Raw genomic sequence first — 19,918 nt, forward strand, 5'->3', positions numbered from 1 at the left:
CTTCTAGGCCGCCCCCATGAGCCGGTCGGCCGCGGCGCGGGCCTCCTCGGTGATCTCGGCGCCGGACAGCATGCGCGCGATCTCCTCGCGGCGCGCCTCGTCGGAGATCCGGCCGACCCTCGTCGCGACCTGGCCGGCGTCCGGCACCTTGCGCACGCACCAGTGATGGCGCGCCCTGGCGGCGACCTGGGGGCTATGGGTGACGACCAGGATCTGGCGGTCCTCGGCCAGGCGCTGCAGGCGCTCGCCGACGGCGTCCGCGGTGGCGCCGCCGATGCCGCTGTCGACCTCGTCGAACACCAGGGTCTTGCCCTGGTCGACCCGCGCCAGCACGACCTTGAGGGCGAGCAGGAAGCGCGACAGCTCGCCGCCCGACGCGACGCGGTTGAGCGCCGCCGGCGGGTTGCCCGGGTTGGTCGAGGCCTCGAAGGTGACCCGGTCCAGGCCCTGCGCGCCCCAGTCCGTCTCGTCCAGGCGCTCGACCCTGGCAAGGAAGACCGCCTTCTCCAGCTTGAGCGGCGGCAGCTCGCCGTTGACCGCCGTTTGCAGAGATTCGGCGGCCTCGCGCCGCTTCTCGCCCAGCGTCTCGGCGCGCGCCAGATAGGTCGCGCGGGCGGCTTCGACGGCCGCGGTCAAGGCCTCGAGGCGCTCGGCGCTGTTGTCGATGCCGGCCAGGCGCTCGGCGAGGCGGGTTCGCAGCGCCAGCAGCTGGTCGACCTCGACGTCGTGCTTGCGGGCCATGTCCTTGAGCGCGAAGTAGCGCTCCTCGACCTCCTCGAGGCGCCTCGGATCGAGATCGAAGTCAGCCAGAAGCGACTGGATCCGGGCGACCGCCTCCTCGGTCTCGGCGGCGGCGCGCGCGAGCACGTCCAGAACGGGATCGAGGCTTTTGCCGGCCTTGTCGGCCACCCGCTCCAGCGCCGACTGGGCCGCGCCGAGGCCGCTCTGCGCGCCCTCGTCGCCGGCCAGCTCGGCGAGCGCGCCGTTGACCGCCTCGATCACCTTCTCGCCGTGCTGCAGGACGTGGCGCTGCTCGGCGAGCGCGGCGGCCTCGCCCGGCTCCGGCGCGAGCAGGTCGATCTCCTCCAGGGCATGGCGCAGAAAGGCCTCGTCGCTGCGAGCCCGGTCGAGCTCGGACTCCGCCTGGGCGCGCGCTGTGACCGCCTCGCGCCAGGCGCGCCAGGCCGCCGCCACCTCGCGCGCCAGGCCGCCGGCGCCGGCGTAGGAGTCGACAAGCTGGCGGTGGGTCGCCGAGTTGAGCAGGCCGCGCTGCTCGAATTGGCCCTGGATCTCGACCAGGCTGTCGCCGAAGGACCGCAGCAGCCCGACGCTGACCGCCTGGTCGTTGATGAAGGCCCGGCTGCGGCCGTCCGCGCCGAGCACCCGGCGCAGCAGGACGCTGTCGTCGTCGCCGTGGAGCCCGTGGTCCGCCAGCAGGCCGGCAGCCGGATGGTCCCGGTCGAGGTCGAAGACCGCGGTCACGCTGGCCTGCCGCGCACCGTGCCGCACCAGGCGCGTGTCGGCGCGGCCGCCCAGGGCCAGCCCGAGGGAATCGAGGAGGATCGACTTGCCGGCCCCGGTCTCGCCGGTCAGGGCGCAAAGCCCGTCTTCGAAGATCAAGTCGAGATGGTCAATCAGGACAACGTCCCGGATCGCCAAGCTGACCAGCATTAGACCTCACTGTTGCGGCTGACGCGCGCGGGCAACGGTCGAGTTCGGCTCGTCTTCGAGCTGGACCCCCAGGTCCTGGAGCAGGGCGTAGCTGTCGGCGTACCACTCGCTGCCGGGATAGTTGTGGCCGAGCACGGCGGCCGTCTTATAGGCCTCCTGCGTCAGGCCCAGCGCGAGGTGGCATTCGACCAGGCGATGCAGCGCCTCGGCGACGTGCGTCGTGGTCTCGTACCGCTCGACCACGTTCCGGAAGCGGTTGATGGCGGCGAGGTAGTGCCCTCGGGACTGATAGAACCGCCCGATCGAGGTCTCCTTGCCGGCCATGTGGTCGCGCGCCAGATCGATCTTCAGCCGCGCGTCGCGGGCGTAGCGGCTCTCGGGAAAGCGGCGGGCCACTTCCTCCAGCGACTCGAGCGCCAGCCGGGTCATCTTCTGGTCGCGGTCGACCTGCGAGATCTGCTCGTAGTAGCTGATGGCCTTGAGATAGTAGGCGTAGGCGATGTCCCGGTTGCCCGGGTGCAGCTGGATGAAGCGATCCAGGGTGTTGACCGCGTCGTCGTAGGCGTTGTCCTGATAATAGGCGTAGGCCGACATGAGCTGGGCCTTGGACGCCCAGACCGAGTAGGGGTGCTGGCGGTCGACCTCGTCGAACAGCCGCGCGGCTTCCTTGTAGTTGGCGCTCTCGAGCCGGTCCATGGCCCGGTTGTAGAGCTGCTCGACCGGCTGCTCGACGTACTGGGGCGCTTCGTCGCTGCCGCAGGCGGCCAGCGTCGCGACCAAGAGCGGCGGCAGGATCGCGCGCGACAGGAACCGCCGCAACGCGCGGGCCGCACGTTTACCTTTCGCTAACCAAGACGTCATGGGCTCCAGCCGGGCTCCTCGAACGCAGCTGCCTTCATTATAGGGCCAAGACCCTTACCGCTCAACAAATGCGGCGGAAGCGGATCCGGTTCGAAGGAAACCGCGCCGGGCTTCGTTCAAACCGTCGCTCCGTTCCGAGTCACCTGGCCGGCGCCGGATTCGCGGTGCCGATCGACACCATCCGGGCCGGCCAGTCTTTTTCTACCGAATCCTCCGGACGGCGCAAGGGGGTCGCGCGCCGCCGCCCCTGGGGCGAAGCGGTCACGCCGCCCGCCGAGCCTTCGACGTCCTCCTCTTGCCGTGCCGGACCGGCCGGTCAGTTGGCCTGCCGGCGCAGGAAGGCCGGAATATCCAGCAGCTCTTCCTCGGCATGACCCGACGCGACCGGCTTGGCCGCCTCCAGACTGGACACGCGCGGCTCGTTCAGGCTGGCTGCCCGGATTTCGGGGACGGGCGCGCTGTCTTCGGCGACGTCGAGCTCCTGCTTGGCCCGCGCGGCGCCGGCGACGCGGTCGAACAGCCGAACCTTGCGGCGCCTCGGCTCGTCCCGCGCCGGAGCCTGCCCGGCCCTCGGACTCAGCCTCGGCTCGCGGTCACCCTCGTCGCGCTCCGGGGCCGGCTCCCCGGCGAAGCCCGTGGCGCCCTGGCGATCGAGAGCGGGCGGGGTCATGAACTGGTCGTTGTCCCAGTCTCGATCCCGCTCGGCGCGCTTCGGCTCTTCGGCCTTCGCGGCGCCGCCGACCCGAAGTGCCGAGCGGAACAGCCCCGGCGCCCGGCGGGGCCTGGTCGCCAGCTCGTCTTCCTCTTCCTCCGGATGGCCGCGGTCGAACGCGGTGAGGGGCTCGATCTCGCCGAGCGAGTCCTCGTCGACCGCCAGGTTGCCGTCGCTCTCGGCGGTGGCGAAGTCGCGACGCCGCCCGCCGGACAGGGTCGCCCGGGTCCTGAGCGCGTGGGCGCTAGGATCGGAGGCCCCGAGATCGTCCAGCTCGTCGTCGTCCGCGACGGCGTCCGCCTCGCCGGATACCACGCTGAAGGCGGGGCGGGGCGCCACGGCTTCGCCGGTGTCGATGCCGGTGGCCACGACGGACACGCGCATGCGGCCGTCGAGGTTGGGCACGAAGGTCGAGCCGAAGATGATGTTGGCGTCGGGGTCGACCTCGTCGCGGATCCGGTTGGCCGCCTCGTCGACCTCGAAAAGGGTCAGGTCGGCGCCGCCGGTGATGTTGATCAGCACGCCGCGGGCGCCCTTCATCGAAACGTCGTCGAGCAGCGGGTTTGAGATCGCGGCCTCGGCGGCGTCGGTCGCCCGGTTCTCGCCCTCGGCCTCGCCGGTGCCCATCATGGCCTTGCCCATCTCGGTCATGACCGCCCGGATGTCGGCGAAATCGAGGTTGATCAGGCCCGGCATGACCATCAGGTCGGTGACGCCGCGGACGCCGGCGTCGAGCACGTCGTCGGCGATCTTGAAGGCGTCGGCGAAGGTGGTCTTCTCGTTCGCCACCCGGAACAGGTTCTGGTTGGGGATGACGATCAGGGTATCGACGAACTCCTGCAGCTCGTTGATGCCGCTCTCGGCCAGGCGCAGGCGGTGCACGCCCTCGAAGTGGAACGGCTTGGTGATCACGCCGACCGTGAGCAGGCCTGCCTCGCGCGCCGCCCGGGCGATCACCGGGGCCGCGCCGGTGCCCGTGCCACCGCCCATGCCGGCGGTCACGAAGACCATGTTGGACCCCTCGAGCTGGCCGAGGATGTCGTCCAGCGCTTCCTCGGCGGCGGCCCGGCCGATGTCCGGCCGCGAGCCGGCGCCGAGCCCCTGGGTGATGTTGCGGCCGAGCTGGATCGTCCGGTCACAGAGCGTCTGCGCCAGCGCCTGGGCGTCGGTGTTGGCGACCACGAAGTCGACCCCCTCGAGGTTCGACTGAATCATGTTGTTGACCGCATTTCCGCCGGCGCCGCCCACGCCGATCACGGTGATACGGGGCGAAAGCTGCTCCTTGGTCTTGGGCAGGTTCAGGTTCAAGGTCATCGCAATCCTCCACTAGCCGGCATCTCGGCCGTCGTTGCCGGCCCCGCCGGCTCAGTACCCCGATCCGGTCGGGGCGTCCGCAAGTCGCTCGTCACAGCGTCGCTCATCAAAAATTCTCCCTGACCCACTGGCCCAGGCGACCGATCATCCCGCCCGGTCGGGCCTCCTCCCGCGTTGCTTCGCGGGGCGTTATGAAATCGCTGGCCGTCGCGCAGGCGAGCAGGCCGGCGCAGGTCGAGTAGGCCGGCCCGCTGGTCGCCTCGGCCAGGCCCGCGGTGCGGCTCGGCCGGCCGATGCGGACCTGCTTGTCGAGGATCAGCGCGGCCAGATCGCGCAGCCCGGGCAGCTGGCAGGCGCCGCCGGTCAGGACCACGCGCCGGCCCGCGACCTTGTCGAATCCCGCCGCCTCCAGGTGAGAGCGGACCAGCTCGAAGGTCTCCTCGAGCCGCGGCTGGATGATGCCGACCAGGATCGAGCGGGCCACCTGCTGGGTCTCGCATTCGTGGGCGTCCTCGCCGATCTGCGGCACGTCGATCATCTCGCGCTCGTCGGCGGCGACCGCCATGGCGTGGCCGTAGAGCGTCTTGAGCCGCTCGGCGTGGCTGACCGGAGTCGACAGGCCGCGGGCGATGTCGTTGGTCACATGGATGCCGCCGACCGGGATCTGGTCGGTGAAGATCACGTTGCCCTCGAAGAAGACCGCCATGGTGGTAGTGCCGCCGCCCATGTCGATCACGGTAACGCCGAGCTCGGTCTCGTCCTCGACCAGGCAGGCGAGGCCGGAGGCGTAGGGCGACACAATGAAGCCGGCGATGTCGAGGTGGCAGCGCTGGATGCAGGTCGCCAGGTTGCGCACGGCGCCGGAGCGCGCCGTGATCAGGTGCAGCTTCACGCCGAGCGTCTGGCCGTACATGCCCCGGGGATCCCGGATGCCACGGCTGTCGTCGATCGAGTAGCCGACCGGGATCGAGTGGATCAGCAGGCGGCTGAGATCGGCGTCCCCGTTGCTCTCGCCGTTCTGGCCGGTGATCCGCTGGCCGTGGCGCAGGGCGCGGCTGAGGTCCGCGTCGCCCACCTCGTGGCCGGCGATCGAGACCTCGACGCCGATCGCGGTGGAAGCCGGGTGGCCGCCGGTCAGGCTGACCACGACCTGGCTGATGGTCTCTCCGGCCATCTGCTCGGCGGCGTGCACGGCGGAGAGGATCGCGCCCTGGCAGGCCTCCATGTCGACCATGTTGCCGTTGCGCAGGCCGCGGCTGGCCTGCTGGCCGATGCCGATCACGCGCGGCGCGCCCGTGCCGTCCGACTCGGCGATGAAGCAGCAGATCTTGCTGCTGCCGACGTCGAGGGCGGCGATCAGCCCTTTGCGCATTCTGCCAAGCCCGCGTCTCATGGTCTCGAGGCTTCCTTTCCGGGTGTCGTCCGTGTGGTCGGGGTCATGTTCGCTGACCCCCTTTCGACGGCCGCTTCTCGAGCGGCTTGGCGTCGCCGGAGCGAACCAGCAGCCGGCCCGGCAGGCGCATGTCGATGGTCACCACGTCGCGCGCCAGCAGGTCGTGCCGGCTCTGCAGGTCGGCGAGGCGGGCCCAGGCCTCCTCGGGGTTCTTCTCCGGCAGGCGCACCTCGATCCCGCCCTTCAGCCGCAGGTTCCAGCGCCGGCTGCCGACCCGCACCGCCGCCGTCACCAGCTCGCTGAGCTTGGGCGCGCCGCCCAGCATGGCGAGCAGCGCGGCGGTATCGCGCGGAGCGTCCTTGCCGACGACCAGCGGCAGCCGGGCGAAGCGGTCCGGCTCGATGCCGCGGATCACTTCGCCGTCGCGGTCGATCACCGAGACCTCGCCGTCGATCTGCCAGAGCGCCAGCGGGGTCCGCTCGGAGAGGCGGACATAGATCTCATCGGGCAGGCGGCGTTCGATCGAGGCCCGCGCGACCCAGGGCAGCGCTTCCAGGCGCCGCCGGGCGTCCTCGGCGTCGAGCGCCAGGATCGGCGCGCCCCGGCTGACGTCCAGCGCGCCCAGAACCTGGTCCGCTTCCGTGCGTACGCGGCCTTCGACCAGGACCTCCTGGACCGAGAAGCCGGCGCGCGCGCTCAGTCCGTAGGCGCCCGCCGCGATCCGCTCGGCCTGCCGGCCGAACCAGCCACTCTGGCCGGCCCACGCGAGGACACCGAACACGGCCAGGCCCGCCATCCCGCCGGCGGCCAGGCGGCGCGCCCGCGGCCCGAACCGCTCCGCGGCGGTCCGCTTGCTCTTGGACTTCCTGCTCTTGGCGCTCTTCACTCGTCGCATGCCGCGTGTTCCACCATCCAGGCGCAGAGTTCGGGGAAAGAGATGCCGCGGTGGGCCGCCTGCTCGGGCACCAGGCTCATGGGCGTCATCCCCGGCTGGGTGTTGATCTCCAACAGATAAAGGCGTCCGGGTGTGCCGGTCGTGTCGTCGTAGCGGAAGTCCGCCCGGCTGACCCCGCGGCACCCCAGGCTCTCGTGCGCCGCCAGGGCGATTGCCATGGCCTCTTCGGCGATCGGCTCCGGGATCTCGGCGGGCACCACGTGCTTGGCCGCCTTCTGCTCGGAATACTTGGCCTCGTAGTCGTAGAAGCCTTCGCCGGGGCGGATCTCGGTGACCGCCAGGGCTTGGTCGCCCATCACCGAGACGGTGAGCTCCCGGCCCGGGACGTAGCGCTCGACCAGGACGGTCTCGCCGAAGCCCCAGTTCTCCTCGGACAGCGGCGGCTCGTTGTCGCCCTCGAGCACGATTGTGACGCCGACGCTGGAGCCCTCGTTGGTGGGCTTGACGACGTAGGGCCGCGCCATGACGTCACCGGCGAGCACGGCGTCCCGGCCGACCACGACGCCCTCGGCGCAGGGCAGCCCGGCCTCGGCGAAGAGACGCTTGGCCATCGGCTTGTCCATGGCTAGCGCGGAGGCGAGCAGGCCGGAATGGGTGTAGGGGATGCGCATCAGGTTGAGCGCGCCCTGGATGCAGCCGTCCTCGCCCCAGCGGCCGTGCAGCGCGTTGAAGGCGACGTCGGGCGCCGGCGTCAGGGCGGCGACCAGGGCGGCCAGGTCGTGGCCGACATCGATCTCGCTGACCGTGTAGCCGGCTTCGCGCAGCGCCGCGGCGCAGTCCCGCCCTGAAATCAGGGAGACCGCGCGCTCGGCCGAGGATCCGCCCATCAGAACGGCGACATGCTTGCTCATGGCGCCGCCTCGTCGGGTCTGCCGTTGGTCGCGGGAACCCCGATCCGGCGGATTTCCCATTCCAGCCCGACGCCGCTTTGCGCCTGCACGCGCTGCCGGACCATCTCGCCCAGCTCCTCGAGCTCGGCCGCGGTGGCGCCGCCGGTATTGATCAGGAAGTTGCAGTGCTTGTCCGAGACCATGGCCTTGCCGTGCCGGAGGCCGCGGCAGCCGGCCTGGTCGATCAGCTCCCAGGCCTTCGCGCCCGGCGGGTTCTTGAAGGTCGACCCGCCGGTCCGGTTGCGGATCGGCTGGGTCTCTTCCCGGGCGTGCTGGATCTCGGCCATGCGGGCGGCGATCGCGGTCCGCTCGCCGGGCTCGCCGCGCAACCGCGCGCCCAGGAAGATCCAGTCCTCGGGCAGGGCGCAGCGCCGGTAGCTCAGACCCATCTCGTCCGGGGTCAGGCGGTGCAGCTCGCCGTCCGGCGTGGCCGCCTCGGCCCACACCAGCACGTCCTTGATTTCCCGCTGGTAGGCCCCGGCGTTCATGCGCAGGGCGCCGCCGATCGTGCCCGGCACGCCGCAGAGGAACTCGAGGCCGGCGATGCCGGCGGACTGGGCCACCTTCGCCACGTTGTAGTCGAGCGCCGCGGCGCCACAGACGACCTCGGTGCCCTCGGCGGCGATCTCGGCGAAGGCCCGGCCCAGGCGAACCACGACGCCGGGGACGCCGCCGTCGCGCACCAGGAGGTTGGATCCGACGCCGAGCAGGGTCACCGGCACGCCGCCCGGCAGCCCCTTGAGGAAAGCCAGGAGGTCGTCCCGGTCGGCCGGCTTGAACAGCACCTCGGCCGGGCCGCCGACACGGAACCAGGTGACCCGGGAGAGGTCGGCCCCCTCGCTGATCCGGCCGCGCAGGGCGGGCAGGCGGGCGGCGAGGCCTTCGGCCTGGGTGGGCGCGGCCGCCATCATGTCTTCTTCTCCCCGCCGCGCGCCTTCTTGCGGCCCGCCAGGCGGTCGGCCAGGGCGTTGGGCAGCGCGTTCGCCCAGGCGGTGATGTTGCCGGCGCCCAGGCAGACAACCAGGTCGCCGGCCTCGCCGTTCTCGATGATGAGGTCGGCCAGCGCGTCCTCGCCGGGCAGGGGCAGCACGTGGCGGTGGCCGCGGGCGCGCAGACCCTCGACCAGAGCGTCGCGGCCGACGCCCTCGATCGGCTCCTCGCCGGCGGCGAAGACCTCGGCGACGATCACCAGGTCGGCGTCGTTGAAGCAGCTGCAGAAATCTTCGAAGAGGCTCTCCAGGCGGGTGTAGCGGTGCGGCTGGACCACGGCGATGACCTTGCCCGCGGCGGCGAGACGGGCCGCCTTCAGGACCGCGGAGATCTCGACCGGGTGGTGGCCATAGTCGTCGATCACGCTGATCCCGCCGGCCTCGCCGGTCATGGTGAAGCGCCGCTTGACCCCGCCGAAATTGGCCAGGCCCTTGCGGACCATGTGGTCCTCGAGATCGAGCGCGCCGGCGATCGCTACGGCGGCTAGGGCGTTCTGGACGTTGTGGTGGCCGACCATGGGCAGGGTGAGGCCCTTGAGACTGCGCGACTCGCCCTTCTTGCGGTAGGTCAGGGACACGTCGAAGCGGGAGCCGCCCGGGGTGGTCTCGATGTTCTCGGCGCGCACCTCGGCCTGGGGATTGAAGCCGTAGGTGATGATCCGGCGGTCCTCGATCCGGCCGACCAGGGACTGCACCACGGGATGGTCGATGCAGAGCACGGCGAAGCCGTAGAACGGGATGTTGCCGATGAAGGTCTCGAAGGCCTTGTGCAGGTCCTCGACCGAGCCGTAGAAGTCGAGGTGCTCCGGGTCGACGTTGGTGACCACGGCGATGGTCGCGGGCAGCTTGACGAAGGTGCCGTCGCTCTCGTCGGCCTCGACCACCATCCAGTCGCCCTCGCCGAGCCGCGCGTTGGTTCCGTAGGCGTTGATGATGCCGCCGTTGATGACCGTCGGGTCGAGATCGGCGGCGTCGAGCATGGCGGCCACCATGGAGGTCGTCGTGGTCTTGCCGTGGGTGCCGCCGACGGCGATCGACCATTTCAGGCGCATCAGCTCGCCCAGCATCTCGGCCCGCCGCACGACCGGGGCGAAGCGCTCGCGCGCCGCCATGACCTCGGGATTGTCCTCCTTGACCGCGGACGACACCACGACGACCTGGGCGTCCTCGACCTGCTCGGGCTTGTGCCCGACCATGACCTTGATGCCCAGGTTGCGCAGGCGCTTGACGTTGGCGTTCTCCGACATGTCGCTGCCCTGCACCTTGTAGCCGAGGTTGTGCAGGATCTCGGCGATGCCGGACATGCCGATGCCGCCGATGCCGACGAAGTGGATGGTCCCGAGATTGACCGGCAAGCCTCGCATCAAGCCGCCTCCTCGGTATCGAGATCGCCGGTCCGGTTGCCGCCGTTGTCGCGCGCCGCGCCGGTCACCAGGTCGGCCAGCCGGCCCGCCGCGTCGGGACGGGCGAAGGCCTCGGCGGCGGCCGCCGCTTTGGCCAGGGTCTCGGGCGCGGTCAGGCGCGACTCCAGCTGTTCTGCGAGCCCCTCGGCGGTCAGGCTCGATTCCGGCGCCAGCCAGGCGCCGCCGGCCTCGGCCAGGGCGCGGGCGTTGGCGGTCTGATGGTCGTCGGCGGCGTAGGGATAGGGGATCAGGAGCGCCGGCCGGCCGACGGCGGCGAGCTCGGCAATGGTCGAGGCCCCGGCCCGGGTCACCGCGAGATGGGCGGCGGCCAGGCGTTGCGGCACGTCGTCGAAGAAGGTGCGCAGATCGGCCCTGACGCCGCAGTCGGCGTAGGCCCGGGTCACGGCGGCGAGCTCCGCCTCGCCGCGGACCTGCTGGCTGATCTCCAGGCGGTCGCGCAGGGACTGCGGCAGGCGGGCCACGGCGCCGGGCACCAGGTCGTTGAAGGCGCGGGCGCCCTGGCTGCCGCCGGTGACCAGCAGGCGCAGGGGGCCCTCGGCGCCGGCCGCGGGATAGGGGGCCGCGCGGAAGCCGTCGCGCACCGGATTGCCGGTCATGTGCAGCTTCGCCCGGTCGCCGGAGCCGACCCGCTCGACCTGGCCGAAGCAGGTGGCAATGGCGTCGGCACGCGGCGCGAGCAGGCGGTTGGCGCGGCCGAGCACGGCGTTCTGCTCGTGCAGCACCACACGCAGGCCGAGATGGGCGCCTGCGAAGACGGTCGGAACCGACGGATAGCCGCCGAAGCCGACCACCGCCTCGGCGCCGAGCTGGCGCAGCAGGCCGCGCGCCTGGACGTAGCCAACCAGCAGGCTGGCCGCGCCCTTCAGCTTGCCGGCCAGGCCGCGCCCGGCCATTTGCCCGGCGGCGATCCGCTGCACTGCGACCTCGGCCAGGTCGTCACCGAACCCGGCGCCGCGCCGGTCGGTGATCAGGGTAACCGCGTGGCCACGCGCCAGGAGCGCGCGCGCCAGGGCCTGGGCGGGGAACATATGCCCGCCGGTGCCGCCGGCCGCCAGCACGACCCGGTTGACCGACCGGCCGCTCATGGCGCGTCCTCCGTCCAGACCCGCCGCCGGGTCAGCGCGAGCGCCATGCCCATGCCGAGGGCGAGACCCATCAGGGAGGATCCGCCGTAGCTGATGAACGGCAGGGTCATGCCCTTGGTCGGCATCAGGTGCAGCGCCGAGGCCATGTTGATCAGCGCCTGGAGCCCGAACTGGGCCAGCAGGCCGCTCGCCGCCAGGAGCACGAAGAGCGAGGAGTCCTGGAACGCCCGGCTGAAGCCGCGCAGCACGACGAAGCCGAAGAGCGCGACAATAAGGAGGCAGGCGATCAGGCCCAGCTCCTCGCCGGCCACGGCGAAGATGAAATCGGAGTGCGAATCCGGGAGATGCTCCTTGACCGTGCCCTCGCCCGGGCCGCGGCCGAGCAGGCCGCCGTTCATGAAGGCCTCGATCGAGCGGTCGACCTGGTAGCGGTCGCCCGCGCCCGGATCGAGGAAGCTGTCGATCCGCTGGGCGACGTGGGGCAGGGCGAGATAGGCGACGAAGAGCGCCGTGACGCCGAGCGCGACGAGGCCGCCGACCCAGATCAGCGGCAGGCCCGCCAGGAAGAACTGGAAGCCCCAGACCGCGGTGACCACGAAGGTCTGGCCGACGTCGGGCTGGAGCAGCAGCAGGCCGGCGCAGGCGAGCCAGAGGGCGCCGGCGATCGCGGCTCCGGGCAGGGAAGGGTTCTGCCTCCAGGCAGCGAACATCCAGGCGGCGACGACGGCGAAACAGGGCTTCAGGATCTCCGAGGGCTGGAGCGAGAACCCGGCGAAGGAGAGCCAGCGGGTCGCGCCCTTGATCTCGGTCCCGGCCAGGAGCGTGAGCAGGCAGAGCGCCATGGCGGCCACCAGGCCGAGCGCGGCGAGGCGGCGCACGGCCCGCGCGTTCAGCATCGAGACCGCGATCATGACGACCGCCGCGAGCGGCAGCAGGACGAGCTGCCGTTGGGCCAGACTGAAGCTGGGCAGGCCGATGCGCGCGCCCGCCGCGGGCGAGGACGCCAGAACCAGCACAGCGCCGAAGCCCATGAGCCCGAGCAGGGCGACGAAGGTCCAGCGGTCGACGGTCCACCACCAGCGGGCCAGGATACTGGTATCGGTGCGGTCGAAGGTGGTCATGGCAGCACCGCCCCGCCGGGACCGAGATCGGCGTGGTGTCCAGGAAGCGCCTCGACCAGGGCGCGGAAGTGCTCGCCGCGCGCCTCGAAGTTCCGGTACTGGTCGAAGGAGGCGGCGGCGGGCGAGAGCAGAACGACCGCGCCGGTCTTGCCCGCCTGGTTGGCGGCGGCCTGGGCGGCGCGCACGGCGGTCTCCAGGTCGCCGCAGAGGCTGTGCGCGACCTGGCCGTCCAGGGCCTCGGCGAAGCTCTCGGCGGCTTCGCCGATCAGAAAGGCGTGAGCGATGTTGCCGTAGGTCGGCGCGAGCGCCGCCAGGCCGCCCTCCTTGGGCTGGCCGCCGGCGATCCAGAAGATCCGGCCGTAGCAGGCGAGGGCCTTGGCGGCCGCGTCGGCGTTGGTTGCCTTGGAGTCGTTGACGTAGCTGACGCCGTCGATCACGGCGACCAGCTCCTGGCGGTGGGCGAGCCCCGGGAAGCTCTGCATGCAGGCGGTGATCACGGGCGGCTGGATGCCGAGCGCCTTGCACGCGGCATAGGCCGCGGCCGCGTTCTGCCAGTTGTGCGCCCCCGGAAGGCTGGGTATCGGCCGCAGGTCCAGGGCGCGCACGCCTTGGCCCTCGGTATCGTCGACCAGGACGCCCTCGTCTACGTAGACCCCGCCGGGCGCCGCCCGGCTGCCGGAGATCGGGACGACGATCTGCTCGTCGGCGGTGCTGAGGTCTTCCCAGATGCCCCGGCTGGTCTCGTCGTCGATCCCGACGATGGCGCTGCGCGGCCGGGTCTGGCGGTGGAAGATCAGGCGCTTGGCGGCGACGTAGCCCTCGAAGCCGCCGTGACGCTCCAGATGGTCGGCGCTGATGTTGAGCAGCACGGCGACGTCGAAGGTGATCGAGACGGTGATCTCGAGCTGATAGCTCGACATCTCGAGGACGTAGATGCCGCCAGATTCGAGAGCCTCCAGGGCGAGCGCGGGCGTGCCCAGGTTGCCGCCGACCGCGACGTCGCGGCCCGCGGTCTCGAGGATGTGGCCGATCAGGGCCGTCGTGGTCGACTTGCCGTTGGTGCCGGTGATGCCGACGTAGCTGGCGTTGCGCTGCGCGCGGGCCAGCAGCTCGATGTCGCTGACGATCTCGCAGTTGTGCTCGCGGGCGAGCGCCGCCACCGGGTGCGGCGCCGGGTGCAGATGGGGAATGCCCGGCGAGATCACCAGGGTGGTCATCTCCCGCCAGTCGCAGGCCGCCAGATCGACCACCGGGATGCCTTCGCGCTCGGCGGCCGCGCGGCGCGCCGGGTCGTCGTCCCAGGCCCGGACGTCGGCCTTGCTCGCGGCCAGCGCGCGCGCCGCCGACAGCCCCGAGGTGCCGAGCCCCAGGACCGCGACGGGAAGTCCGCTGAAGTAGAAGAGGTCGATCACGCCGGCTCCATCCCTCAGCGCAGTTTCAAGGTCGAGAGGCCGGCCAGGGCCAGGATCGAGGCGATGATCCAGAAGCGGATCACGATGGTCGGCTCGGCCCAGCCCTTCTTCTCGAAGTGGTGGTGCAGCGGCGCCATCTTGAAGATCCGCTTGCCGGTCAGCTTGAACGAGGCGACCTGCACGATGACCGAGACGGTCTCGAGCACGAAGAGCCCGCCGACGATCGCCAGCACGATCTCGTGCTTGGTGATCACCGCGATGCCGCCCAGCGCGCCGCCGCAGGAGAGCGAGCCCGTGTCGCCCATGAAGACCATGGCCGGCGGGGCGTTGAACCAGAGAAAGCCGAGGCTGGCGCCGACCAGGGCGCCGCAGAATACCGTCAGCTCGCCGGTGCCGGCGACGTAGTGCAGCTGCAGATAGGTCGAGAAGTCGGTGCGGCCGACCAGGTAGGCGATCAGGCCGAAGCAGCCGGCTGCGATCATGACCGGCACGATGGCCAGGCCGTCGAGGCCGTCGGTCAGGTTGACCGCGTTGGAGGCGCCGACCATGACGAAGACGGCGAAGGCGAGATAGAACCAGCCGAGATCGAGCAGGATGTCCTTGAGCAGGGGGATCGCCAGGTGGGTCTGGAGGGTCTCGCTACTCAGGTACCAGATCCAGACCGCCGCCGTTGTGCCGACGGCGAGCTGGGCCAGGAACTTTAAGCGGCTGGGCAGGCCCCGCGAGTTGCGCTTGGTCAGCTTCAGGTAGTCGTCGCCGAAGCCGATCAGGCCGAAGCCGACGGTGATGAAGAGGATCGCCCAGACGAAGCCGTTGGTCAGGTCGGCCCAGAGCAAGGTCGAGATGGCGATCGCCAGCAGGATCAGCACGCCGCCCATGGTCGGCGTGCCCTGTTTGGTCAAGAGGTGGCTCTCCGGCCCGTCGTCCCGGATCGGCTGCCCTTCGCCCTGGCGCGACTTCAGCCAGTTGATCACCGAGGGACCCAGCACGAAGCTGATGAACAGCGCCGTGATGATCGCGCCGCCGCTGCGAAAGGTGATGTAGCGGAAGACGTTGAACGCAATGTGCTCTTCGGCCAGGGGGACGAGGAAGTTGAACAGCATGCGCGCCCCCTATTGTCCGTTGGCGGCGCGCGCCGGCGCTTCGCCCAGCTGGGACAGCGCCTCGATCACGTTCGCCATGCGGCTGCCGAGCGAGCCCTTGACCAGCACCACGTCGCCCGGCCTGAGCGCGGCGGCGACCAGGGGCGCGAGCTTGGCGGAATCGGCCGCGTGCCCGCCCCGCCGCTCGGCGGGCAGGGCTTCGTCCAGCGCCGCCATGTCGGCGCCGCAGGTGAACACCAGGTCGATGCCGGCCTCGAGCAGGGGCTCGCTCAGGTCGGCGTGCATGTTCCGCGACGCCGATCCCAGCTCCAGCATGTCGCCGAGCACCGCGAGGCGCCGGCCGCCGGCGCCGGGCGCCGCGAGCCGGAGCACCTGAAAGGCCGCCCTCATCGACGTCGGGTTGGCGTTGTAGCTGTCGTCGATCAGGGTGAAGCCGCCGCCCGGCAGCGCCAGGCTGCGCTGGGCGCCGCGTCCCTTCAGGGGCTGCAGGCCGGCCAGTTCGCCGGCGGCCGCGGCGAGGTCGGCGCCGAGCGCCGCCACCGTGGCGAGCACCGCGAGCGAGTTCTCGACCCAGTGGTCGCCCGGCAGGCCGACCCGGTAGGCCAGCTCGGCGCCGTGGACCGAGGCTCTGATCCGGCTGTGGCCGCCGTCGAGCGTGGCTTCGAGGACGTGGGCGTCGGCGTCCGGATGGCGGCCGAAGGTGACGATCCGCTCGATGCCGGCCTCGCGGGCGCGGGCCGCGAGCAGCTGGAACAGCGGGTGCTCGCGCTTGAGGATTGCGGTGCCGCCGGGCTCGACGCCCTCGAAGATCTCGGCCTTGGCTTCGGCGATGCCCTCGATCGAGTCGAAGTGGGCGCTGTGCGCCGCCTCGACCGTGGTGATCAGGGCCACGTGAGGCCGCACCAGGCGGGTCAGGGCGCGGATCTCGCCGGCGTGGTTCATGCCCATCTCGAACACGCCGTAGCGCGCCTGCCGGTCCATGCGCGCCAGCGAGAGCGGCACGCCCCAATGGTTGTTCAGGCTGGCGGCGCTGGCGCTGGTCGGCGCCTGGGCCGCGAGGCAGTGGCGTATCGCCTCCTTGGTGCCGGTCTTCCCCACGCTGCCGGTCACGCCGGCGAAGCGCGCCTGGCTGCGAACGCGGGCCGCCGCGCCGAGCCGATTCAGCGCGGCCAGGGTGTCGTCGACCAGCAGCAGCGGGGCGGCCGGGTCCAGGCCGTCGGGGCGGCGGTGCGCCATGGCCGCGACGGCGCCGCCCGCCAGGGCCTTTGCGATGAAGTCGTGGCCGTCGAAGTTGGGTCCTTCCAGGGCAACGAAGAGGTCGCCGGGCGCGACGCTGCGGCTGTCGATCGAGATGCCGGAGGCGGTCCAGTCACCGCTGACCTGGCCGCCGGTCGCCTCGACCGCCTCCGCCGAGGCCCAGAGCGCCGCGGGGGTCATGACGCACCTCCGGCGGCGGCCAGGGCGGCGCGGGCGACCTGCCGATCGTCGAACGGCAGGACCTTGTCGCCGACGATCTGGCCGGTCTCGTGGCCCTTGCCGGCGATCACCAACAGGTCGCCAGATGCCAGCGAGGCGATCGCCGCCGCGATCGCCTCGGCCCGGTCGCCGATTTCCGTTGCGCCCGGTGCGGCGGTCATGATGGCCCGCCGGATCGCCGCCGGCGGCTCGCCGCGCGGATTGTCGTCGGTGACGTAGACCCGGTCGGCCAGGCGGGCGGCGATCTCGCCCATGAGGGGGCGCTTGCCGCTGTCGCGGTCGCCGCCGCAGCCGAACACGGTCACGAGCCGGCGCTCGGTGTGGCCGCGCAGGGCCGTGAGTACGCTGGCCAGGGCGTCGGGCGTGTGTGCGTAGTCGACGAACACGAGCCCGCCTGTTCCGCTGCGGCCGACCAGCTCCAGCCGGCCGGCGACCCCGGTCAGCGTGCCGAGCGCGGCGAGCGCGTCGTCGAGCACGGCTTCGGGCGAGGGCGCGGTCGCCAGCACGAGGCCGAGCGCTGCCAGGGCGTTGGCGGCCTGGAACGCGCCGGCCAGGGGCAGGCGGACGTCTTCGCGGCGGCCGAGGGCGTTGAGGGTGAGGCTTTGCCCTTCGGCCGCCGCCGCGCGCCGTTCAAGACGCAGTTCGCGTCCGGCGGCGCCGTATCCGATAACGGAGATGCCGCGCCCGCGGCACAGCTTCTCCAGGGGTCCGAACTGCTCGACGTCGGCGTTGAGGACGGCGGTCGCGCCCTCCGGCAGGAGCTCGGCGAAGAGCCGTTCCTTGGCCGCGAAGTAGGCGGCCTCGCTGCCGTGATAGTCGAGGTGGTCCCGGGACAGGTTGGTGAAAGCGGCCGCCGAGACCCGCAGGCCGTCAAGGCGGAACTGGTCGAGCCCGTGGCTGGACGCCTCCATGGCCAGATGATCGACGCCCTCGCCGGCCAGCGCCGCGAGGCAGCGGTGCAGCTCGACCGGGTCCGGGGTGGTGAGCGAAGCCGGCGTGTCGGCGCGTGGCGGGTTGAGGCCCAGGGTGCCGAGGCTGGCGGCGCTGTGGCCCAGGCCGCGCCAGATCTGGCGGGTGAATTCGGCGACCGAGGTCTTGCCGTTGGTGCCGGTAACGGCGGCGATGGTGCGCGGCTGCGTGGCGTAGAAACGGGCCGCCAGGTAGGCGAGCTGGCGGCGCGGGTTCGGGTCGGTCAGCAGCGGCACCGGGGCCTCGGCCCGCTCGGCGCCCGGCGCGGTCAGCACCGCGACCGCGCCGCGCTTGACCGCGTCGTCGATGAAGCGGCGCCCGTCGGTTTGGGACCCGGGCAGGGCGGCAAAGAGATACCCGGGGGCGATCTTCCGGCTGTCGGCCGAAAGCCCCTTGATATCCAAGCTCCGCAAGGCCGCCGCGGGCGTCATGTCGATCCTCAGTCCGTCTAGCAGTTCACTCAATTGCAAGAGCAGTTCCCCTGTAGCTGGCCGGAACCAGATGCCGTTCCGCGCCCTGCTGTTTATCGGGCGATCTGGGCAAAATTCCGGCCATGGGGCCAATTCTCTCGATGATGCGGCCGACCGCGGGCGCCGCGACCCAGCCGCCGGTGGCGTAACCGAATGTGCTCTCCCGGCCCTTGGGCTCGTCGACCACGGCCAGCACGACGAAGCGCGGCCGATCCATGGGAAAGGCCCCGGCGAAGGAGGCGATGCGCGAACCGCTGTCATAGCCAGAGCGTCCGGGCTTGTCGGCCGTGCCGGTCTTGCCGCCGACGAGGTAGCCGGCGGCGTCGGCCTTGCGGCCGGTGCCCGCCTGCACCGCCAGGCGCATCAGCCAGCGCATTCGCTGCGAGGTCTGCGCGCTCATTACCTGGCGCGCCGGCGCTGGACGGGCGCCCTCGTGCTTGAGCAGGGTCGCCGGCCGGAGATTGCCACCGTTGACCACGGCCGCGACCGCCTTGGCGACGTGCACCGGCGTGACCGCGAGGCCGTGGCCATAGGAGATCGTCACCGTGCTGAGGTCGGTCCAGGGCGCCGGCAGCAGGGGGGTGCCGCGCTCGGGCAGTTCGAGCGAGAGCTCGCGGGTGAGGCCGAGGCCGTCGAGGAAGGCCTGCTGGGCCGCCGTGCCGCTCGCCGTGGCCATGTGCACCGTGCCGATGTTGCTGGAATAAATGAAGATTTCCGGCACGGAGAGCCACCGGTTCTTGGGCTTGAAGTCGGTGATCGTGTAGCTGGCCGCGCGGATGGGCTGGCTCACGTCGAAGCCGTCGTCGAGCGCCACGACCTCCTGGTCCAGCGCCATGGCGGTGGTGAAGATCTTGAACACGGACCCCATCTCGTAGAGCCCGAGCGAGGCCCGGTTGAAGCGGGCCTCCTCCGCCGCCCGTCCCGGGTCGGCGGGGTCGAAGCTCGGCAGCGACGCCATGGCGAGGATCTCGCCGGTGTCGACGTCCAGGATCAGTCCGGCGGCGCCCGCGGCCTCGAAGTCCCGCATGGTGTTCGCCAGCTCCTCGGCGAGCACGTGCTGGAGGCGGATGTCGAGGCTCGAGCGCAGAGGATCGGCGTTGTGCCGCAGCTGCCGGTCGAAGACCTGCTCGAGACCGGAGAGGCCCTGACTGTCGATGTCCGTCAGGCCGACCAAGTGGGCGGTCAGCGCGCCGTGGGGATAGACCCGCTGGGCCTCGGGCTGAAAGTAGACGCCGGGCAGGCCCAGCCCGTTGACCAGCTGCTGCTGGCGCGGCGTGAGCTTGCGCTTGATCCAGACGAAGGCCCGGTCGCTCGCCAGGCGGCGGGCGAGGTCCGGCTCCGAGATGTCGGGCAGGACCGCGGCGAGGCCGCGGGCCGCCGCGGCGCTGTCGATGATCTGCCGCGGGTTGGCGTAGAGCGATACTGTGGGCAGGGTCGTCGCCAGAACGACGCCGTTGCGATCGACGATATCGGCGCGCAGCGTCTCCAGGACGCCGTGGGCCGGCGTGTGGGCGACCTTCGGCTCCTCGATGTCCTGAAACAGGACGAGGCCGAAGAGGCGCAGGCCGATCGCCGTGAAAGCCAGCATGAAGATCAGCCCCGAAACGGCGAGCCGGGCCCGCCCGGTGTCCAGGCTCTGTTTCAGGGTCCCATCAATCTGGACCAGGGCCTCGCCGTCGCGTCCCGGATCGAGGGCCGTGGGCCGGCAGGGCCGGCAGTCCTGGGCGTCGAAGCTCATCATCACTCCCTCCCGACCTCTGCGCTGAGGCCTGCCGCGTCGAGCTGCCCGGCGCTCGCGGTGCGGTGGCGCCGGTAGGGCAGCTGCGCCATGCCGAGCACCTGCTCGGGCGTCATCGGCGCGAGGTTGAGGTGGCGCCGCGCCAGTTCGGCGATGCGCGACGGCTGGTTGAGATAGCTCCACTCGGCCTCGAGGATGTGGATCGCCTCGCGGCGGGCCATGATCGAGCGGCGCACGTCGGCCAGCTCCTCCTCGATGGCGCTAATCTCGTGCTTGACGTGGAACAGACCGAAGGCGGCGAGCGCCGCCGCCAGGACCCAGATCATGAGAGCCAT

16 protein-coding genes are annotated in these 19,918 nt (G+C 71.4%); all 16 read right to left on the bottom strand.

All coding sequences use genetic code 11. The features are described from left to right. Positions 1-3: 3 nt before the first annotated feature. On the bottom strand, positions 4-1,671 hold the full coding sequence (recN, locus tag QNJ67_16205) for a DNA repair protein RecN (protein ID MDJ0610518.1): 1,668 nt from the start codon (positions 1,669-1,671) through the stop codon (positions 4-6). 6 nt (positions 1,672-1,677) lie between these two features. Continuing rightward, a complete protein-coding gene (locus QNJ67_16210; protein ID MDJ0610519.1) occupies positions 1,678-2,532 on the bottom strand; it encodes an outer membrane protein assembly factor BamD in 855 nt (284 codons plus the stop codon). A gap of 316 nt (positions 2,533-2,848) precedes the next feature. Further along, a complete protein-coding gene (gene ftsZ / locus QNJ67_16215) occupies positions 2,849-4,558 on the bottom strand; it encodes a cell division protein FtsZ (GenBank protein MDJ0610520.1) in 1,710 nt (569 codons plus the stop codon). A 106-nt stretch (positions 4,559-4,664) separates the two neighbouring features. Continuing rightward, on the bottom strand, positions 4,665-5,951 hold the full coding sequence (gene ftsA / locus QNJ67_16220; GenBank protein MDJ0610521.1) for a cell division protein FtsA: 1,287 nt from the start codon (positions 5,949-5,951) through the stop codon (positions 4,665-4,667). A gap of 43 nt (positions 5,952-5,994) precedes the next feature. Next, positions 5,995-6,846, bottom strand: a complete 852-nt coding sequence (locus QNJ67_16225; GenBank protein MDJ0610522.1) for an FtsQ-type POTRA domain-containing protein — start codon at positions 6,844-6,846, stop codon at positions 5,995-5,997. Continuing rightward, on the bottom strand, positions 6,834-7,757 hold the full coding sequence (locus QNJ67_16230; GenBank protein MDJ0610523.1) for a D-alanine--D-alanine ligase: 924 nt from the start codon (positions 7,755-7,757) through the stop codon (positions 6,834-6,836). The genes QNJ67_16225 and QNJ67_16230 overlap by 13 nt, the downstream gene beginning before the upstream one ends. Next, on the bottom strand, positions 7,754-8,707 hold the full coding sequence (gene murB / locus QNJ67_16235; protein MDJ0610524.1) for a UDP-N-acetylmuramate dehydrogenase: 954 nt from the start codon (positions 8,705-8,707) through the stop codon (positions 7,754-7,756). The genes QNJ67_16230 and murB overlap by 4 nt, the downstream gene beginning before the upstream one ends. Continuing rightward, positions 8,704-10,149 (bottom strand): UDP-N-acetylmuramate--L-alanine ligase, encoded by a 1,446-nt coding sequence (gene murC, locus QNJ67_16240; GenBank protein ID MDJ0610525.1) that lies wholly within the window; start codon positions 10,147-10,149, stop codon positions 8,704-8,706. The genes murB and murC overlap by 4 nt, the downstream gene beginning before the upstream one ends. Continuing rightward, positions 10,149-11,294: an undecaprenyldiphospho-muramoylpentapeptide beta-N-acetylglucosaminyltransferase gene (gene murG, locus QNJ67_16245; GenBank protein ID MDJ0610526.1), complete on the bottom strand. Its 1,146-nt coding sequence runs from the start codon at positions 11,292-11,294 to the stop codon at positions 10,149-10,151. Before murG ends, murC begins: the two co-directional genes overlap by 1 nt. Continuing rightward, the gene (locus tag QNJ67_16250; GenBank protein ID MDJ0610527.1) at positions 11,291-12,415 is read right to left on the bottom strand and encodes a putative peptidoglycan glycosyltransferase FtsW; all 1,125 of its coding nucleotides are present in this window, start codon (positions 12,413-12,415) and stop codon (positions 11,291-11,293) included. Before QNJ67_16250 ends, murG begins: the two co-directional genes overlap by 4 nt. Next, positions 12,412-13,827: a UDP-N-acetylmuramoyl-L-alanine--D-glutamate ligase gene (murD, locus tag QNJ67_16255; GenBank protein ID MDJ0610528.1), complete on the bottom strand. Its 1,416-nt coding sequence runs from the start codon at positions 13,825-13,827 to the stop codon at positions 12,412-12,414. The genes QNJ67_16250 and murD overlap by 4 nt, the downstream gene beginning before the upstream one ends. A 14-nt stretch (positions 13,828-13,841) precedes the next feature. Beyond that, the gene (gene mraY / locus QNJ67_16260; GenBank protein ID MDJ0610529.1) at positions 13,842-14,930 is read right to left on the bottom strand and encodes a phospho-N-acetylmuramoyl-pentapeptide-transferase; all 1,089 of its coding nucleotides are present in this window, start codon (positions 14,928-14,930) and stop codon (positions 13,842-13,844) included. Between the two features lie 9 nt (positions 14,931-14,939). Further along, positions 14,940-16,367, bottom strand: coding sequence for a UDP-N-acetylmuramoylalanyl-D-glutamyl-2,6-diaminopimelate--D-alanyl-D-alanine ligase (locus tag QNJ67_16265; protein ID MDJ0610530.1), 1,428 nt, complete (start codon positions 16,365-16,367; stop codon positions 14,940-14,942). Then, the gene (locus QNJ67_16270; protein MDJ0610531.1) at positions 16,364-17,806 is read right to left on the bottom strand and encodes a UDP-N-acetylmuramoyl-L-alanyl-D-glutamate--2,6-diaminopimelate ligase; all 1,443 of its coding nucleotides are present in this window, start codon (positions 17,804-17,806) and stop codon (positions 16,364-16,366) included. Before QNJ67_16270 ends, QNJ67_16265 begins: the two co-directional genes overlap by 4 nt. 25 nt (positions 17,807-17,831) lie before the next feature. Further along, positions 17,832-19,586 (bottom strand): penicillin-binding protein 2, encoded by a 1,755-nt coding sequence (locus QNJ67_16275; protein MDJ0610532.1) that lies wholly within the window; start codon positions 19,584-19,586, stop codon positions 17,832-17,834. Next, a complete protein-coding gene (locus tag QNJ67_16280) occupies positions 19,586-19,918 on the bottom strand; it encodes a hypothetical protein (protein ID MDJ0610533.1) in 333 nt (110 codons plus the stop codon). The genes QNJ67_16275 and QNJ67_16280 overlap by 1 nt, the downstream gene beginning before the upstream one ends.

It is taken from the genome of Kiloniellales bacterium (assembly GCA_030064845.1).
Classification (GTDB): Bacteria; Pseudomonadota; Alphaproteobacteria; order Kiloniellales; family JAKSDN01; genus JASJEC01.

Excerpts from the sequence above, each read along its gene's own strand:
- recN (MDJ0610518.1), bottom strand. The coding sequence starts at position 1,671 with ATGCTGGTCAGCTTGGCGATCCGGGACGTTGTCCTGATTGACCATCTC.
- QNJ67_16210 (MDJ0610519.1), bottom strand. The coding sequence starts at position 2,532 with ATGACGTCTTGGTTAGCGAAAGGTAAACGTGCGGCCCGCGCGTTGCGG.
- ftsZ (MDJ0610520.1), bottom strand. The coding sequence starts at position 4,558 with ATGACCTTGAACCTGAACCTGCCCAAGACCAAGGAGCAGCTTTCGCCC.
- ftsA (MDJ0610521.1), bottom strand. The coding sequence starts at position 5,951 with ATGAGACGCGGGCTTGGCAGAATGCGCAAAGGGCTGATCGCCGCCCTC.
- QNJ67_16225 (MDJ0610522.1), bottom strand. The coding sequence starts at position 6,846 with ATGCGACGAGTGAAGAGCGCCAAGAGCAGGAAGTCCAAGAGCAAGCGG.
- QNJ67_16230 (MDJ0610523.1), bottom strand. The coding sequence starts at position 7,757 with ATGAGCAAGCATGTCGCCGTTCTGATGGGCGGATCCTCGGCCGAGCGC.
- murB (MDJ0610524.1), bottom strand. The coding sequence starts at position 8,707 with ATGATGGCGGCCGCGCCCACCCAGGCCGAAGGCCTCGCCGCCCGCCTG.
- murC (MDJ0610525.1), bottom strand. The coding sequence starts at position 10,149 with ATGCGAGGCTTGCCGGTCAATCTCGGGACCATCCACTTCGTCGGCATC.
- murG (MDJ0610526.1), bottom strand. The coding sequence starts at position 11,294 with ATGAGCGGCCGGTCGGTCAACCGGGTCGTGCTGGCGGCCGGCGGCACC.
- QNJ67_16250 (MDJ0610527.1), bottom strand. The coding sequence starts at position 12,415 with ATGACCACCTTCGACCGCACCGATACCAGTATCCTGGCCCGCTGGTGG.
- mraY (MDJ0610529.1), bottom strand. The coding sequence starts at position 14,930 with ATGCTGTTCAACTTCCTCGTCCCCCTGGCCGAAGAGCACATTGCGTTC.
- QNJ67_16265 (MDJ0610530.1), bottom strand. The coding sequence starts at position 16,367 with ATGACCCCCGCGGCGCTCTGGGCCTCGGCGGAGGCGGTCGAGGCGACC.
- QNJ67_16270 (MDJ0610531.1), bottom strand. The coding sequence starts at position 17,806 with ATGACGCCCGCGGCGGCCTTGCGGAGCTTGGATATCAAGGGGCTTTCG.
- QNJ67_16275 (MDJ0610532.1), bottom strand. The coding sequence starts at position 19,586 with ATGATGAGCTTCGACGCCCAGGACTGCCGGCCCTGCCGGCCCACGGCC.
- QNJ67_16280 (MDJ0610533.1), bottom strand. The coding sequence starts at position 19,918 with ATGGCTCTCATGATCTGGGTCCTGGCGGCGGCGCTCGCCGCCTTCGGT.